Raw genomic sequence first — 15167 nt, 5'->3', positions numbered from 1 at the left:
GGAAGCATTATGAGCGCAATTTCCCTGATCCAGCCGGATCGTGACCTCTTCTCCTGGCCCCAGTACTGGGCGGCCTGCTTTGGACCGGCGCCGTTCCTGCCGATGTCCCGGGAAGAGATGGACCAACTGGGCTGGGACAGCTGCGACATCATTCTGGTCACGGGCGATGCCTACGTTGACCATCCGAGCTTCGGCATGGCCATTTGTGGCCGCATGCTCGAAGCACAAGGCTTCCGCGTGGGGATCATCTCTCAGCCTGACTGGAACAGCAAAGACGACTTTATGCGTCTGGGTAAACCCAACCTGTTCTTCGGTGTGACCGCCGGCAACATGGATTCGATGATCAACCGCTATACCGCTGACCGTAAGCTGCGTCATGACGATGCCTATACCCCGGATAACGTGGCGGGTAAACGTCCGGACCGCGCCACCCTAGTGTATACCCAACGCTGTAAAGAAGCCTGGAAAGATGTGCCGGTGATCCTGGGCGGCATTGAAGCAAGTCTGCGCCGCACCGCGCACTACGATTACTGGTCAGATACCGTGCGCCGCTCGGTGCTGGTGGATTCTAAAGCCGACATGCTGATCTACGGTAACGGCGAGCGTCCGCTGGTGGAAGTCGCACACCGTCTGTCGCAGGGGGAACCGGTGAGCAGTATTCGCGACGTGCGTAACACCGCGATCATGGTGAAAGAGGCGCTGCCGGGCTGGAGCGGGGTGGATTCCCGTATTATCGATATGCCGGGCAAAATCGACCCTATCCCACATCCTTACGGCGAAGATCTGCCGTGTGCCGATAACAAGCCGGTTGAGCCGAAAAAAGCGGAAGCGAAGGCGATTGTTGTACAACCGCCACGCCCGAAACCGTGGGAAAAAACGTATGTACTGCTGCCGTCCTACGAGAAGGTAAAAGCTGACAAAGTGCTCTACGCGCATGCGTCGCGTATTCTGCACCATGAAACCAACCCGGGCTGTGCCCGCGCACTGCTGCAGAAACACGGCGAGCGCTATATCTGGATCAACCCGCCAGCGATCCCGCTGTCAACTGAAGAGATGGATAGCGTCTTTGCGCTGCCTTATAAGCGCGTGCCGCACCCGGCATATGGCAACGCCCGTATCCCGGCGTATGAGATGATCCGCTTCTCGATCAACATCATGCGCGGCTGCTTCGGCGGGTGCTCGTTCTGCTCTATTACCGAGCATGAAGGACGCATTATCCAGAGCCGCTCTGAAGATTCGATCATCAATGAGATCGAAGCCATTCGCGATACCGTACCGGGTTTTACTGGCGTGATCTCCGATCTTGGCGGCCCAACCGCCAACATGTACATGCTGCGCTGTAAGTCGCCGCGTGCAGAGCAAACCTGCCGTCGTCTCTCATGCGTCTATCCGGACATCTGCCAGCACATGGATACCAACCATGAGCCGACAATCAATCTCTATCGTCGCGCCCGCGACCTTAAAGGCATCAAGAAGATCCTCATCGCCTCCGGGGTACGTTACGACATCGCCGTGGAAGATCCGCGCTACATTAAAGAGCTGGCAACGCACCACGTTGGCGGCTATCTGAAGATTGCGCCGGAGCACACCGAAGAAGGCCCGCTGTCGAAAATGATGAAGCCGGGCATGGGCAGCTATGATCGCTTTAAACAGTTGTTCGATACCTACTCTAAGCAGGCAGGGAAAGAGCAGTACCTGATCCCTTACTTCATCTCTGCCCACCCGGGTACGCGCGATGAGGACATGGTGAACCTGGCGCTGTGGCTGAAACAGCGTCGCTTCCGTCTGGATCAGGTGCAGAACTTCTACCCGTCACCGCTCGCCAACTCGACGACCATGTATTACACCGGCAAGAACCCGCTGAGTAAGATTGGTTATAAGAGCGAAGACGTGGTGGTGCCAAAAGGGGATAAACAGCGCCGTCTGCACAAAGCGCTGCTGCGTTATCACGATCCGAAAAACTGGCCGCTGATCCGTCAGGCGCTGGAAGATATGGGTAAAAAGCACCTGATTGGCTCGCGTCGCGACTGTCTGGTACCGGCTCCTACCCTGGATGAAATGCGCGAGGCGCGTCGTCAGAATCGCAATACGCGCCCGGCGTTGACCAAGCACACACCAATCGTGCACCAGCGTTCAAACGGTGGCACGACGGCGAAGAAGCCAGCCAAACGTAAAGCGTAAAATAAAAACCCCGGCAAGCCGGGGTTTTTTTTATCTATCCGCCAAACTGATCCGGGTCTGGCCCAAGCCGTTTGCCCTTATCCAGTTTCGCAATCTCACCCAACTCATCTTTGTCCAGGCGGAAATCCCAGACGTCGAAGTTCTCGGCGATGCGCGAAGGGGTGACCGATTTCGGGATCACCACCAGGCCGTTATCCAGATGCCAGCGAATCACAATCTGTGCTGGCGTCTTACCGTATTTATCCGCCAGGTCGCGAATAATTTTCTGATCAAATACGCCTTCACCACCCTGAGCCAGCGGGCTCCAGGATTCGGTCTGGATATTGTGGGTTGCGTTCCAGGCGTGAAGCTGGCGCTGCTGCATCAGCGGGTGCAGCTCGATCTGATTGATGACAGGAGCGATACCCGTCTCGTCGATCAGGCGCTGCAGATGGTGAACCTGGAAATTACAGACACCGATACTTTTCACCCGCCCCTCTTTTTGCAGCTCAATCATTCCTTTCCAGGCATCAACATAATGGTCGATAGCCGGAACAGGCCAGTGCATCAGCCAGAGATCGATGTAATCGAGCTGGAGCTTGTCCAGGCTCTCCTGCAGAGCTTCGCGGGGGCGCTTTTGATCGTCGTTCCACAGTTTAGTGGTAATGAAAAGGTCGTCGCGGGGCAGGCCAGCGCTGGCCAGTGCCTTACCCACACCGTCTTCGTTTTTGTACGCAGCGGCGGTATCAATCGACCTGTAGCCGACTTCCAGGGCTTTATGAATGGCGGAGACGACCTCGTCGTTACCGGCTTTCCATACGCCGAGCCCCAGTTGGGGCATCACGTTGCCGTCCTTCAGCCTGATTACGGTTTGGTTTGCCATTTTTCCTCCTTCAGGTGCGCATCGTCGGAGGGTTTCTCCGACGATGGGGTGTGCATTAAGTCTGGACGAAATGTCAAAAAACGAAAGTCGGGAGGACAAAAACGCTTAGCGTGCCGCTTCGTAGATACGACGGCTCACGTCCAGCGTGATGTCGCCGTGCTCACCCAGGTGAGTCATACCGTGTTCTTCCAGTTTCGCCAGCAGGGCAGGGATGGAGCTACCATCCAGGCCGTAGCCAGAGAGACGCGTTGGCACGCCCAGGCCTTCAAAGAAGTTGCGGGTCGCTTCGATGGCGGCATCAATACGCGCATCGTCAGAACCTTCGGTAATGTTCCACACGCGCTCGGCGTACTGCAGCAGTTTGGCGCGTTTGGTGTCACGTTTTTCGTTCCACAGCGCAGGCAGTACTACGGCCAGCGTCTGAGCGTGATCCAGACCGTGCATGGCCGTCAGTTCGTGGCCCAGCATATGGGTTGCCCAGTCCTGAGGCACACCCGCACCGATCAGGCCATTAAGTGCCTGCGTTGCCGCCCACATCACATTGGCGCGAACATCGTAGTTTTCTGGCTCTTTCAGCGCTTTCGGACCTTCTTCAACCAGTGTCAGCAAAATGCCTTCCGCGAAGCGATCCTGAATTTTGGCATCCACCGGGTAGGTCACGTACTGCTCAACGGTATGCACAAAGGCGTCGACCACACCGTTAGCCACCTGACGTGCAGGCAGGGTGTAGGTGTAAACCGGGTCGAGGATGGCGAACACAGGCTGAACGTGTTCGTTCATAAAGGCCTGTTTATCACCGGTGGTTTTGCGGGAGATCACGGCACCTTTGTTGGATTCAGAGCCTGTGGCTGGCAGAGTCAGTACCGAGCCCATCGGGATAGCGCTTTTCACATCGCTGCCACGGGTTTCCAGGATATGCCATGGGTCGATGCCGTCAGCGTAATGTGCCGCTGCGGCGATGAATTTAGTGCCATCCAGCACTGAGCCACCGCCAACGGCCAGCAGGAAGGTGATGTTCTCTTCGCGGGCGATTTTCACTGCATTCATCAGCGTTTCGTAAGACGGGTTTGGCTCAATACCGCCGAATTCATGCACGTCCAGACCTTCCAGGGCACTGTAAACCTGATCCAGCACGCCGGTTTTTTTCACGCTGCCGCCACCGTAGGTGATCAGTACGCGGGCGTCAGCAGGGATCTGTGCGCGCAACTCGGCAATAGCGCCTTTACCAAACAGAATGCGGGTTGGGGTGTGGAGATTAAAGTTGTTCATTGCTCGTTCCCTTATGTGGGTGAAAAATCGTGGTGGCGCAGAAGGCTACCTGATGCTGCACATTGTGGCTGTCCGGGGCTATCCTCTCAATGCACATTCCTGCCGATGTCTTGCCCATTTCTACAGAGCGCTGGAGAAAGCGCGGAAAAGCACGCACACTATCAACGTCGGAAACCGTACCCGGAGTAACGTAATATGAACCGTGAAGCGATCTGTCATCAGCTCACAATGCAGATTAAGAGACTGATAGATAATGAAAATGGTGTCAGCAATTTGCTGCCGGACATTCGCCTGCTCTACGGTACGCAACCCGGAACGCGCACGCCGGTCATGTATCAACCAGGCATCGTTTTTCTCTTTTCTGGCCATAAAATTGGCTATATCAATGAACGAGTCTTCCGTTACGACACCAATGAATACCTGCTGCTGACAGTACCTTTACCCTTTGAATGTGAAACTTTCGCGACAGAGGCCGTTCCGCTGGCGGGTATTCGCGTCAATGTCGATATTCTTCAGTTGCAGGAGCTGCTGATGGAGATTGGCGAGGACGAGCTTTTTCAGCCGTCAATGGCGTCAAGTGGGATTAACTCCGCGACATTATCTGAAGAGATCCTCTGCGCCATTGAGCGTCTGCTGGACGTGATGGAAAGGCCGCTGGATGCACGTATTCTCGGCAAGCAGATTATCCGCGAAATTCTCTACCATGTACTGCTGGGGCCGGGGGGAGGGGCTTTACTCGCGCTGGTGAGCCGACAGACCCACTTCAGCCTGATAAGCCGCGTGCTCAAGCGTATTGAAAGTCAGTACACGGAAAACCTGAGCGTCGACCAACTCGCGGCAGAAGCGAATATGAGTGTCTCGGCGTTTCACCATAATTTTAAGTCGGTGACCAGCACTTCACCGCTGCAGTATCTCAAAACCTACCGCCTGCATAAGGCGCGAATGCTGATGATCCACGATGGCATGAAGGCCAGCGCGGCGGCGATGAGGGTGGGCTATGAAAGTGCGTCGCAGTTCAGTCGGGAGTTTAAGCGCTACTTCGGCGTCACGCCGGGGGAAGATGCGTCACGTATAAGAACCATGCAGGGAGCGTGAAGGGGAAGCTTAGGCCGGGTAAGCGGTAGCGCCACCCGGCTTTTGTTTATGCACTGCAGTACTTTTTCTTAATCACTACCGCGATGGTCCCTACCAGCCCTGCCACCAGCAGGAAAATCGGCAGCACCATCAGGAAGGTCATCACCTGATCTTCGTGGTGTTTCACGAACGGGATCATATTCAGCGCGTAGCCGAGCGTCGTGACCACACCAACCCACAACAGGGCGCTCAGCCAGTTAAAGAACTGGAAGCGGCGGTTCGACAGACCAGAAATGCCCGCCATTGTTGGCAGCAGAGTACGAACAAACGCCAGAAAACGCCCGGCCAGCAGTGCCAGCAGGCCATGCCGATCAAACATGCAGGTCGCACGTTGATGATATTTATGCGGTAACTGGGCCAGCCAGCTTTTCACGACGCGCGTGTTCCCAAGCCAGCGGCCCTGCAAATAGCTCAGCCAGCAGCCCAGGCTGGCTGCGGAAGTGAGGATCACCATCGTTGGCGTGAAGTCCATGACGCCTTTGCCGATCAACGCCCCGGCAAGTAAAAGCAAACTGTCACCGGGTAAAAATGACGCTGGCAGTAATCCATTTTCCAGAAACAGAGTCGCGAACATCACGAAATAGACGATACCTAAGACGTGAGGGTCCGCCAGCGCGGCAAAATCGTGTTGCCAGAGCGCTGCGATAATATCTTGAATAACAGCCATGGACTTTCCTGTGGAACAGCAGATATAGAGCTATTGTACTCCTTTATTTGCGCTTCGGGTTTGATCCCGGGCGCAACTAATGCGGACTTTTCTGGTGGCAATGTTCACAAAAACGTCCAGGGAGTACATTTTCAGCCAGCACTCTACACGATACGCTCAAACCCTGCTGTTAAATCCGCGATTAAATCGTCAACATTTTCTAAACCGATATGCAGTCGGATCAGGGTTCCGCTGAAGTCCACTTCACCACCGGGACGCAAAGCCGCGATCTGCTCCGGTTGGTTTGGCAGGATCAGGGATTCAAAGCCGCCCCAGGAGTAGGCCATGCTGAAGAGGGTAAAATTATCCAGATAGTTTGCCAGTTCGTCATTATTCAGCCGTTTTTTAAGAACGAATGAGAACAAACCGCTACTCCCCGTAAAGTCCCGTTGCCAGTATTCATGACCTTTGCTGCCGGGCAACGCCGGATGGTTGACGCGCTCAACCTGCGGGTGTTGCGCCAGCCATTCGGCTATTTTCAGGCTGCTTTCGTGATGCTGACGCAGGCGCACGCCCAGCGTACGGAGCCCGCGGCTGGTCATGTAGGCGGTATCCGCATCCACCATTTGCCCCATCAGGTAGGCATTTTCACGCAGCTGATCCCAGCAGCGTGCATTGGATACCGCAGTGCCAATCATGCCGTCAGAATGGCCAATCAGGTATTTGGTCGCCGCCTGGATCGAGATATCAATGTCAAACTCCAGTGCTTTAAACAGCACGCCCGCCGCCCACGTGTTGTCGATCATGATGATCGCTTCTGGCGCTTTGCTACGAACCGCTTTCACGATAGCCGGGACGTCGTGGACTTCCATGGTGAGTGACCCTGGAGATTCCAGGAACACGATACGCGTGTTTGGCTGAATAAGTTCTGCGATGCCTTCGCCGATCAGCGGGTCGAACCAACCGGTTGTTACGCCGAGCTTACTGAGGATTTTGGTGCAGAAGTCCTGGCTGGGTTCATAGGCGGTGTTGGTCATCAGAATATGATCGCCTTGTTCCACAAACGCCAGAATGGTATTGGCGACGGCTGCCGCACCACACGGGAACAGCGCACAGCCCACGCCGCCTTCCAGTTCGCACATGGCCTCCTGGAGTGAAAAATGGGTTAGCGTGCCGCGACGACCATAAAAAAGTCCGCCTTTTGCGCGGTTACGCGTGGCGATTTTTTTCTCCTCAACGGTATCAAATACCAGTGAGGAGGCTCGTTGAATCACGCTATTGACCGATCCCTGGGTGTATTTTTTGCTGCGTCCTGCCTGTACCAGCGTGGTATCAAGATGCTTCTTTGTCATGTTCGCTAACCCTGTTTTTATACGTCTGGACGTCCAGACTACCACGATTGTAAAAAACTGCACCCGGATGCTTATCGAATAAGCAGGAAATATTAGCAAAAAACCGCATAAGAAATTTTTACTGCGTAAGCGCAAGGAAAGTGAGCGAAAATTACGGCACCATGCAAATACTAATGAGAACTACTATCAATTCGACGATGTTTTGATATTATTACGTTCAGATTTTGTGATTTGCGTCCTGGAGATACAGAGTGGGTAATAATTTGATGCAGACGGATCTCTCCGTTTGGGGCATGTATCAACATGCTGACATCGTGGTTAAGATTGTGATGATCGGCCTGATTCTGGCGTCCGTTGTCACATGGGCTATCTTCTTCAGCAAAAGTGCTGAGCTGCTTTCGCAGAAGCGTCGCCTTAAGCGGGAGCAACAGCAACTGGCTGAAGCCCGCTCTCTGGATCAGGCTTCAGATATGACCTCATCCTTCCACGTAAAAAGCCTGACCACCCTGTTAGTTAATGAAGCTCAGAACGAGCTGGAACTTTCCGCTGGCAGTGAAGATAACGAAGGTATTAAAGAACGTACCGGCTTCCGTCTGGAGCGTCGTGTTGCCGCTGTAGGTCGACATATGGGCCGTGGCAATGGTTATCTGGCGACGATCGGCGCGATCTCGCCGTTCATCGGGCTTTTCGGTACGGTCTGGGGCATCATGAACAGCTTTATCGGTATCGCGCAGTCTCAAACTACCAACCTTGCGGTGGTTGCGCCGGGTATCGCGGAAGCGCTGCTGGCGACGGCAATCGGTCTGGTTGCCGCAATCCCGGCTGTGGTTATCTACAACATCTTCGCGCGTATGATTGGCAGTTACAAAGCCACTCTCGGTGATGTTGCAGCACAGGTTCTGCTACTGCAAAGTCGCGATCTTGATTTGAATGCCAGCTCGGTTAAGCCGGTGCACGCGGCGTCTAAACTGCGCGCAGGTTGATGCTATGGCGATGCGTCTGAACGAAAATCTGGACGATAACGGCGAAATGCATGAAATCAACGTAACGCCGTTTATCGACGTTATGCTGGTTCTGCTGATTATCTTCATGGTGGCTGCGCCGCTGGCGACGGTGGATGTGAAGGTGAATCTACCTGCCTCTTCCAGCCAGCCACAGCCGCGCCCGGAGAAGCCAATCTATATCTCGGTAAAAGCGGATAAATCCATGTTCCTCGGGAACGACCCGGTGACGGCCGACTCTGTCATCCCGGCACTGGATCAGCTCACGGGTGGCAAGAAGGACACCACGGTCTTCTTCCGTGCGGATAAAACCGTCGATTATGAAACCATGATGAAGGTAATGGACACGCTGCATCAGGCGGGTTATCTGAAGATTGGGCTGGTCGGCGAAGAGAAAGCGACCGTGAAGTAAAAAAGAGCTGGCGAAAGCCGGCTTTTTTTATGCATATCGGTTTGATTATTTTTTTGTATCAGTGGATGCAGGAGCGGTCGGGTGAGAAGCCAGCGCGTCCTCATCAAGCGCCACGCAGGTGACGTTTGAGGTACGGTACTCACCGTCTGACAGCTTGCGCGTCAGACGCAGGGTGGCGATTTCTCTGGCAAGCAGATACTGATAATTGGCCTCAAGACGTCCCAGCACCTTCTCTTTCAGTTCTGGACGCTGCTCGATGATGGCATTCACCACGGCACCGTAAATTTCTTCTTTGACCTGTAGCGGGTAAATTTCACGGCGATTCTGCCATTTCAGACGCACGAGCGTCGCCGGGATCGATACCAAATCTTGTGTTATACGCGTCATCTCGTCATTTTTTGTCTTTCTCAGCGCGTCGAGATTTTGCTTTAAGATAAATTCATCACTTTTTTTATCATCTAAAGTCAAATAAACGTCGTTATTTTTAATTTCTTTCACGTTAATCTTCCCCCAGGGTGTAAAATATAGGGTTGTTTTTTTCTCGTGTAATTAGATTAAGCCAAATTTCATTGCCCGCTTCATTTATTTCTTCTGTTTTTTCGGCCATTATTTGACTTAGTTTCTGGGCATCTATTTCGCCTTCGGCTTGCAGGTCATTCAGCAGATGGACAAAGGCTTCAATTTTTATAGCGCGAAATAAGCGGTCCTTTATATGACGATCGTGCTCTTCCAGCAACATATTACGGGATTTCCCTGTTTGGGAAACGCCAATTAATATGTCAGGCTCGAAATCGGAGAGCTTTCTTTTTCCCTGAGTGAAACTCGCCTCTTTTTCTGCTTCCGCGGGTTGCTGTTCCACAGACGCAATGTGGTACTTAGCCGGGACGAGATAGTCGGGCAGCATTTTTAATTTCCTTTAATTTCAACAGGGTGGGGTTGGTAAAGGCGTGAGATTCGTTGACAATATCATGAGGCAATTTTAAAATCAAAAAAAATGGAGCCTACCCATGAACAGCATCTTTTTTACGGTCATCACATTACTATTACTGACCGCTGGTGTTCTTTTATTGATGCAGGAATTCAATAAAACGAAAGTGTCGAAGGACGCCAGTGAACCTCCACAACCTGAACGGATGACAAAAGAGGAAGGGGAAGATCATTTCTCTGTATTGATGAACTCAGTAACGCCTGTTTGGTACTGGCGGGTGAACCATGAATATATCGACTTTTTACACGCGACAATTAAACGCATGAAAATGTCGGAAATTAATGATACGCCCGGACTGTTTGAGGCACAGCGTCGCTGCAGCGACCTGAATTCAGCAGTGTATAAATATTATGATAATATCAAAAAACGCTGTCTGAACGGTGAGAAAGTATCATATTCCGACCTCGACGTATTAAATCTGCGTCAGTGCTTTCGTGAGTTCAGTCTGGAAGCCTATCCTGAGCTGGTGGCGCTTGTCTGGCCGGAGTACGCACGTCCGGAGGTTAACCCGGATAACGTCTGAGTGACGTACCGTTGAGTTATTGCAAACAGTCAGCGCCGTTGAGATATACTGGGCGCTGGTTTCTTTTGCAAACAGGACTTTATGGAACGCTTTTTTGAAAATGCCATGTACGCCTCTCGCTGGATACTGGCTCCCGTCTATTTTGGCCTTTCGCTGGCGCTTATCGCTCTGACGATTAAGTTCTTTCAGGAAATCTGGCATGTTTTGCCGAACATTTTTTCCATTGCCGAAGCGGATTTGATTCTGGTTCTGCTGTCGCTGGTAGATATGACCCTGGTGGGCGGACTGCTGGTGATGGTGATGTTCTCTGGCTACGAAAATTTTGTCTCCCAGCTTGATATCGACGAGCGTAAAGAGAAGCTCAGCTGGCTGGGCAAAATGGATGCTTCATCGCTGAAGAATAAAGTGGCCGCGTCGATTGTGGCAATCTCCTCTATCCACCTGTTACGCGTATTTATGGACGCGAAAAATGTCCCGGATAACAAACTGATGTGGTACGTCATTATCCATCTGACGTTTGTGTTGTCAGCGTTTGTGATGGGGTATCTGGATAAGATCAGTAAGAAGTAAAGTACGTGTCCCCCTCGGCCTACGGGCTGAGGGGGCGAAATGACCTATTTATCTGATGATGCCTGCCACAGGTTCAACTCCCCGTCCGCAACATGTCGATCAATCCTTTCCAGCTCATCTTCGCTGAAGTGCAGGTTATCCAGGGCCCGAACGTTTTCTTCGATCTGGGCCGGGCGACTTGCACCGATCAGCACTGAGGTAACGCGTTCATCCTTGAGCAACCAGCTTAGCGCCATCTGCGCCATCGTCTGTCCACGGACATGCGCCATTTCACTCAGCAAACGCAGGCTGTTGAGATTGGCTTCGGTCAGCATTTTTTCCGTCAGGCCGCGTACCTTTTTACCCTCGCGCTGCATGCGAGAATCTTCAGGGATCCCGTTCAGGTATTTTCCGGTAAGCAACCCCTGCGCCAGCGGGGTAAACGCAATGCAACCCGTCCCGTTTTGCTTAAGCGTATCCAGCAGGCCGGTGTTATCTACCCAGCGGTTGAGCAGGTTGTAGGATGGCTGATGAATAAGCAGCGGAATTTTCCACTCACGCAACAGGTCAGCCATTTTCTGGGTGCGCTCCGTTGAATAGGATGAAATCCCGATATACAGCGCTTTACCGCTTTGCACAGCATGGGCCAGTGCCGCCGCAGTCTCTTCCATCGGCGTATTTTCATCGACGCGATGGGAATAGAAAATATCAACATACTCCAGACCCATCCGCTTCAGACTTTGATCGAGACTGGCAAGCAAATATTTGCGCGAACCGCCTGACCCATACGGCCCCGACCACATGTCGTAACCCGCTTTAGTGGAGATAATCAGTTCGTCGCGATACCCGGCAAAATCCTCCCGCAGAAGGCGGCCAAAATTTTCTTCTGCACTACCCGCCGGTGGGCCGTAGTTGTTGGCAAGATCAAAATGGGTAATACCGAGATCGAAGGCTTTGCGCAGCAGCGCGCGCTGGGATTCGAGAGGGTGTACGTGGCCAAAGCTATGCCACAAACCAAGCGATAGTGCTGGCAGGCGCAAGCCGCTTTTTCCGCAGTAGCGGTACTGCATATTTTCATAGCGGGCGGGGTCAGGGTTCCAGGACATGATGTCTCCTTTTTTATCGTTGAATTTTCGAAACAACGTTTTCATTCTGAACTTATCACATCACAAATGACATAACTAAGCGCGAGGTGATGGTTAACGTCAGCTGTGTGACTAATGAAGCCACGCTAATCAAAAATGATCACAAAACGTTATAATTTCCCCGGTTCCTGCCGATAACGAGAGAAGTACTCGCCTCTGGGCGAATTCACCCTCACGGCAAGGAAGACTTATGAATATGCTCCGTAATTTCACGATCCGCTTCGTCATGCTGACGATTCTCGGGATCTTTTGTTTAATGTGGGCGGGTGTTGGCCTGTACAGTACCTGGTCCCTTTCGCGTGTTTCGGATGGCAATGACGTGGATCGTCAACTGGTCAAACAGATGACGGTACTCAGTCAGGGCAACGATCAGTATTTCCGCTTTGTGACCCGTTTGAGCCGTGCGATGGAAGTCAAAGCCGCAGGCGGCACGCCGGATTTGGCCTCTGCCCAACAGGCACTGGATAACATGGGTAAGAAACTGGCCGAGATGAAAGCGATCTCGCCAGGACCAATGGACGAACAGATTTCTGCTCAGGTCATCGGTACCTGGCAGGCGTTGCTTGATCAAGGTATCACGCCGCAAATGCAGCAGGCGAAGCTGGAGACTCTGGATGGCTATCGCCAGCAGGCCAATAACGTTACCCCGCCGCTAAGCCGCGCGTTTGGTGCTGCTGCCGAGAACTTTAACAACGCGGCCGCGAAGGCGCTCGACAGCACCCGCGTGGTGGTGGACAACCTGACCAGCATGACGCGTACGGTGATTATCACCGCCACTATTATCGGCCTGCTGATCCTGCTTTTCACCGACCGCTACCTGGTCGCGATGCTGGTCAAACCGCTGGACCGCATTCGCCAGCAGTTCCGCCAGATTGCCCAGGGCGATCTCAGTCAGCCAATTGAACCCTTCGGCCGCAACTGCGTGGGACAGTTGGTTCCTCTGTTGAGCGCGATGCAGGACAGTCTGCGCGAAGCGGTCAGCACTATCCGCTCCGGCAGTGAAAATATCTGGCGCGGTGCGACGGAAATCTCCAGTGGTAATAACGATCTCTCTTCCCGTACCGAAGAGCAGGCTGCCGCACTGGAAGAGACGGCTGCCAGCATGGAACAACTGACTGCAACCGTGAAACTGAATGCGGAAAGCGCGCGTCAGGCAAGCCAACTGGCAGATGTGGCATCGACCACCGCCAGCCGTGGCGGCTCGCTGGTGGAAGAAGTGGTGACCACCATGAGCGGCATTTCTGAAAGCTCGAAGAAAATTGCTGAAATCACTAACGTCATCAACAGCATTGCCTTCCAGACCAACATTCTGGCACTCAATGCGGCCGTTGAAGCGGCACGCGCGGGTGAGCAGGGGCGTGGTTTCGCCGTGGTTGCGGGTGAAGTCCGTAACCTGGCAAGCCGTAGCGCCAACGCGGCAAAAGAAATTGAAGGGCTGATCGCTGATTCCGTTATTCGGGTAGAGCAGGGGGCTCAGCTGGTGGGCGACACAGGTACCACCATGGATGCGATTTTGCGCGACGTGACGGAAGTGACAACCATTATGAAGCAAATCGCCTCCGCCTCTGAGGAGCAAAGCAAGGGCATTTCGCAGGTCGGGATTGCCATTACCCAGATGGACGGCGTTACCCAGCAAAACGCCTCGCTGGTGGAAGAGGTTTCCGCAGCAGCGGCAGCGCTGGAGCGTCAGACCGAAGATCTTCAGCGCTCGGTGCAAAAGTTCCGCCTGACGGCATAACGCAACGTTGCAAGGCCGCCTTGTGCGGCCTTGTATTATTAACGCCTTCCTCATTCAGCGCGCGCTGAAACTGCTATTCTTTTGCTAACCCCCCTGACGTTCTGGGCTCTCTTCTATGAGGTGTTGCTATGAACAGATCGTTGTCCGTCATCCCTGTACTATCTTTCATGTTTCTTGTGCTGTTTTCGGTATCTGTCAGCGCCACCCAGCAGGCGCAAGAGCGGCGTGTGTCGCGTGATGTCAGGCAGGAAACCCGCGACGCGTCACGGCAGGTGAAGCAGACCTGCGTGGCGAACAATAACCAGAGTAATCACGACTGCCGTCAGGACAAGCGTCAGATGAAACAGGCCGGACGGCAAAAAGCGCGGGATATTAAGTATTAATTAGATTTGCGAGACGGCTTCCGGGAATGCCCCTTGTCGGCTCGGGCAATACTGCCAGGTCTTAACCCAGTTGCTGATCGGCCGCGCCCTGCCAGAGGAGATGGCGCGCGTGATAGAGGATTTGCTGTGTGAGCTGGTGGGATATTAGGTAATGACTCCAACTTACTGATAGTGTTTTATGTTCAGATAATGCCCGATGACTTTGTCATGCAGCTCCACCGATTTTGAGAACGACAGTGACTTCCTGCCCAGCCTTGCCAGATGTTGCCTCAGATTCAGGTTATGCCGCTCAATGCGCTGCGTATATCGCTTGCTGATAACGTGCAGTTCTCCCTTCAGGCGTGATTCATAAAGCGGCCAGCCATCCGTCATCCATACCACGACCTCAAAGGCCGACAGCAGGCCCAGAAGACGCTCCAGCGTGGACAACGTGCGTTCACCGAATACGTGCGCCACAACCGTCCTCCGTATCCTGTCATACGCGTAAAACAACCAGCGCTGGCGTGATTTAGCGCCGACATAACCCCACTGTTCGTCCATTTCCGCGCAAACAATGACGTCACTGCCCGGTTGTATGCGTGAGGTTACCGACTGCGGTCTGAGTTTTTAAGTGACGTAAAATCGTGTTGAGGCCAACGCCCATAATGCGTGCACTGGCGCGACATCCGACGCCATTCATGGCCATATCAATGATTTTCTGATGCGTACCGGGTTGAGAAGCGGTGTAAGTGAACTGTAGCTGCCATGTTTTACGGCAGTGAGAGCAGAGATAGCGCTGATGTCCGGCAGTACTTTTACCGTTACGCACCACGCCTTCAGTAGCTGAACAGGAGGGACAGCTGATAGAAACAGAAGCCACTGGAGCACCTCAAAAACACCATCATACACTAAATCAGTAAGTTGGCACCATTACCGGATATTACGCCGATACGCTGAAAGCGCCGCGCTGGATAAATACGCCGGAAGGTCATATCGCGATTAATT

Annotated in this window: 16 protein-coding genes; 8 read left to right on the top strand and 8 right to left on the bottom strand. The window is 53.2% G+C overall.

Features of this window, described 5'->3' with window-relative positions; genetic code table 11:
- Nucleotides 1–9 precede the first annotated feature (9 nt).
- A complete protein-coding gene (locus tag ACLHV9_RS21060) occupies nucleotides 10–2181 on the top strand; it encodes a YgiQ family radical SAM protein (protein ID WP_049005048.1) in 2172 nt (723 codons plus the stop codon).
- A 34-nt stretch (nucleotides 2182–2215) separates the two neighbouring features.
- On the opposite strand, the gene dkgA is transcribed toward ACLHV9_RS21060, so the two are convergent.
- Nucleotides 2216–3043, bottom strand: a complete 828-nt coding sequence (gene dkgA, locus ACLHV9_RS21055) for a 2,5-didehydrogluconate reductase DkgA (RefSeq protein ID WP_049005047.1) — start codon at nucleotides 3041–3043, stop codon at nucleotides 2216–2218.
- Between the two features lie 105 nt (nucleotides 3044–3148).
- Entirely contained in the window at nucleotides 3149–4312 is a 1164-nt protein-coding gene (yqhD, locus tag ACLHV9_RS21050; RefSeq protein WP_108090465.1) for an alcohol dehydrogenase, read from the bottom strand.
- A gap of 195 nt (nucleotides 4313–4507) precedes the next feature.
- On the opposite strand from yqhD, the gene ACLHV9_RS21045 reads away from it, so the two are divergent.
- Nucleotides 4508–5407, top strand: coding sequence for an AraC family transcriptional regulator (locus ACLHV9_RS21045; protein WP_049005046.1), 900 nt, complete (start codon nucleotides 4508–4510; stop codon nucleotides 5405–5407).
- A gap of 46 nt (nucleotides 5408–5453) precedes the next feature.
- Here ACLHV9_RS21045 and yghB read toward each other — a convergent pair whose 3' ends face one another.
- Nucleotides 5454–6113 carry a DedA family general envelope maintenance protein YghB gene (gene yghB, locus ACLHV9_RS21040; protein ID WP_028019647.1) on the bottom strand — a complete coding sequence of 220 codons (660 nt, stop codon included), beginning with the start codon at nucleotides 6111–6113 and terminating at the stop codon, nucleotides 5454–5456.
- A 143-nt stretch (nucleotides 6114–6256) separates the two neighbouring features.
- Nucleotides 6257–7444, bottom strand: coding sequence for a cystathionine beta-lyase (gene metC, locus ACLHV9_RS21035; protein ID WP_028019648.1), 1188 nt, complete (start codon nucleotides 7442–7444; stop codon nucleotides 6257–6259).
- 251 nt (nucleotides 7445–7695) lie between these two features.
- Here metC and exbB point away from each other — a divergent pair, with 251 nt between their 5' ends.
- A complete protein-coding gene (gene exbB, locus ACLHV9_RS21030; protein ID WP_028019649.1) occupies nucleotides 7696–8427 on the top strand; it encodes a tol-pal system-associated acyl-CoA thioesterase in 732 nt (243 codons plus the stop codon).
- Between the two features lie 4 nt (nucleotides 8428–8431).
- Entirely contained in the window at nucleotides 8432–8857 is a 426-nt protein-coding gene (gene exbD, locus ACLHV9_RS21025) for a TonB system transport protein ExbD (RefSeq protein ID WP_028019650.1), read from the top strand.
- Nucleotides 8858–8902: 45 nt separating this feature from the next.
- Here the strand turns inward: exbD and ACLHV9_RS21020 are convergent, their stop codons facing one another.
- A complete protein-coding gene (locus tag ACLHV9_RS21020; RefSeq protein WP_028019651.1) occupies nucleotides 8903–9355 on the bottom strand; it encodes a hypothetical protein in 453 nt (150 codons plus the stop codon).
- Nucleotide 9356: 1 nt separating this feature from the next.
- Nucleotides 9357–9761 (bottom strand): hypothetical protein, encoded by a 405-nt coding sequence (locus tag ACLHV9_RS21015; RefSeq protein WP_028019652.1) that lies wholly within the window; start codon nucleotides 9759–9761, stop codon nucleotides 9357–9359.
- Nucleotides 9762–9864: 103 nt separating this feature from the next.
- Here ACLHV9_RS21015 and ACLHV9_RS21010 point away from each other — a divergent pair, with 103 nt between their 5' ends.
- Nucleotides 9865–10368 carry an ESA_00282 family adhesion-associated protein gene (locus ACLHV9_RS21010; RefSeq protein WP_028019653.1) on the top strand — a complete coding sequence of 168 codons (504 nt, stop codon included), beginning with the start codon at nucleotides 9865–9867 and terminating at the stop codon, nucleotides 10366–10368.
- A gap of 81 nt (nucleotides 10369–10449) precedes the next feature.
- On the top strand, nucleotides 10450–10938 hold the full coding sequence (locus ACLHV9_RS21005) for a TIGR00645 family protein (protein ID WP_023309169.1): 489 nt from the start codon (nucleotides 10450–10452) through the stop codon (nucleotides 10936–10938).
- 44 nt (nucleotides 10939–10982) lie between these two features.
- On the opposite strand, the gene ACLHV9_RS21000 is transcribed toward ACLHV9_RS21005, so the two are convergent.
- Nucleotides 10983–12023, bottom strand: a complete 1041-nt coding sequence (locus ACLHV9_RS21000; protein ID WP_028019654.1) for an aldo/keto reductase — start codon at nucleotides 12021–12023, stop codon at nucleotides 10983–10985.
- Nucleotides 12024–12252: 229 nt separating this feature from the next.
- Between ACLHV9_RS21000 and ACLHV9_RS20995 the strand changes: the two genes are divergently transcribed.
- A complete protein-coding gene (locus ACLHV9_RS20995; protein ID WP_407221050.1) occupies nucleotides 12253–13800 on the top strand; it encodes a methyl-accepting chemotaxis protein in 1548 nt (515 codons plus the stop codon).
- 128 nt (nucleotides 13801–13928) lie between these two features.
- Nucleotides 13929–14183 (top strand): hypothetical protein, encoded by a 255-nt coding sequence (locus ACLHV9_RS20990; RefSeq protein WP_050482967.1) that lies wholly within the window; start codon nucleotides 13929–13931, stop codon nucleotides 14181–14183.
- A 162-nt stretch (nucleotides 14184–14345) separates the two neighbouring features.
- On the opposite strand, the gene ACLHV9_RS20985 is transcribed toward ACLHV9_RS20990, so the two are convergent.
- Nucleotides 14346–15042, bottom strand: a protein-coding gene (locus ACLHV9_RS20985; RefSeq protein ID WP_407197283.1) for an IS1 family transposase whose coding sequence is annotated in 2 segments (ribosomal slippage) — nucleotides 14346–14790 and nucleotides 14789–15042 — 699 coding nt in all. Because the reading frame shifts where the segments join, the coding sequence is not laid out codon by codon here.
- Between the last annotated feature and the right edge of the window lie 125 nt (nucleotides 15043–15167).

Origin of the sequence: Enterobacter sp. CPE_E890 (assembly GCF_046521475.1) — a bacterium.
Classification (GTDB): domain Bacteria; phylum Pseudomonadota; class Gammaproteobacteria; order Enterobacterales; family Enterobacteriaceae; genus Enterobacter; species Enterobacter adelaidei.
The sequence above is the reverse complement of the archived record's forward strand: the minus strand, read 5'-3'. Positions and strand labels throughout refer to the sequence as shown.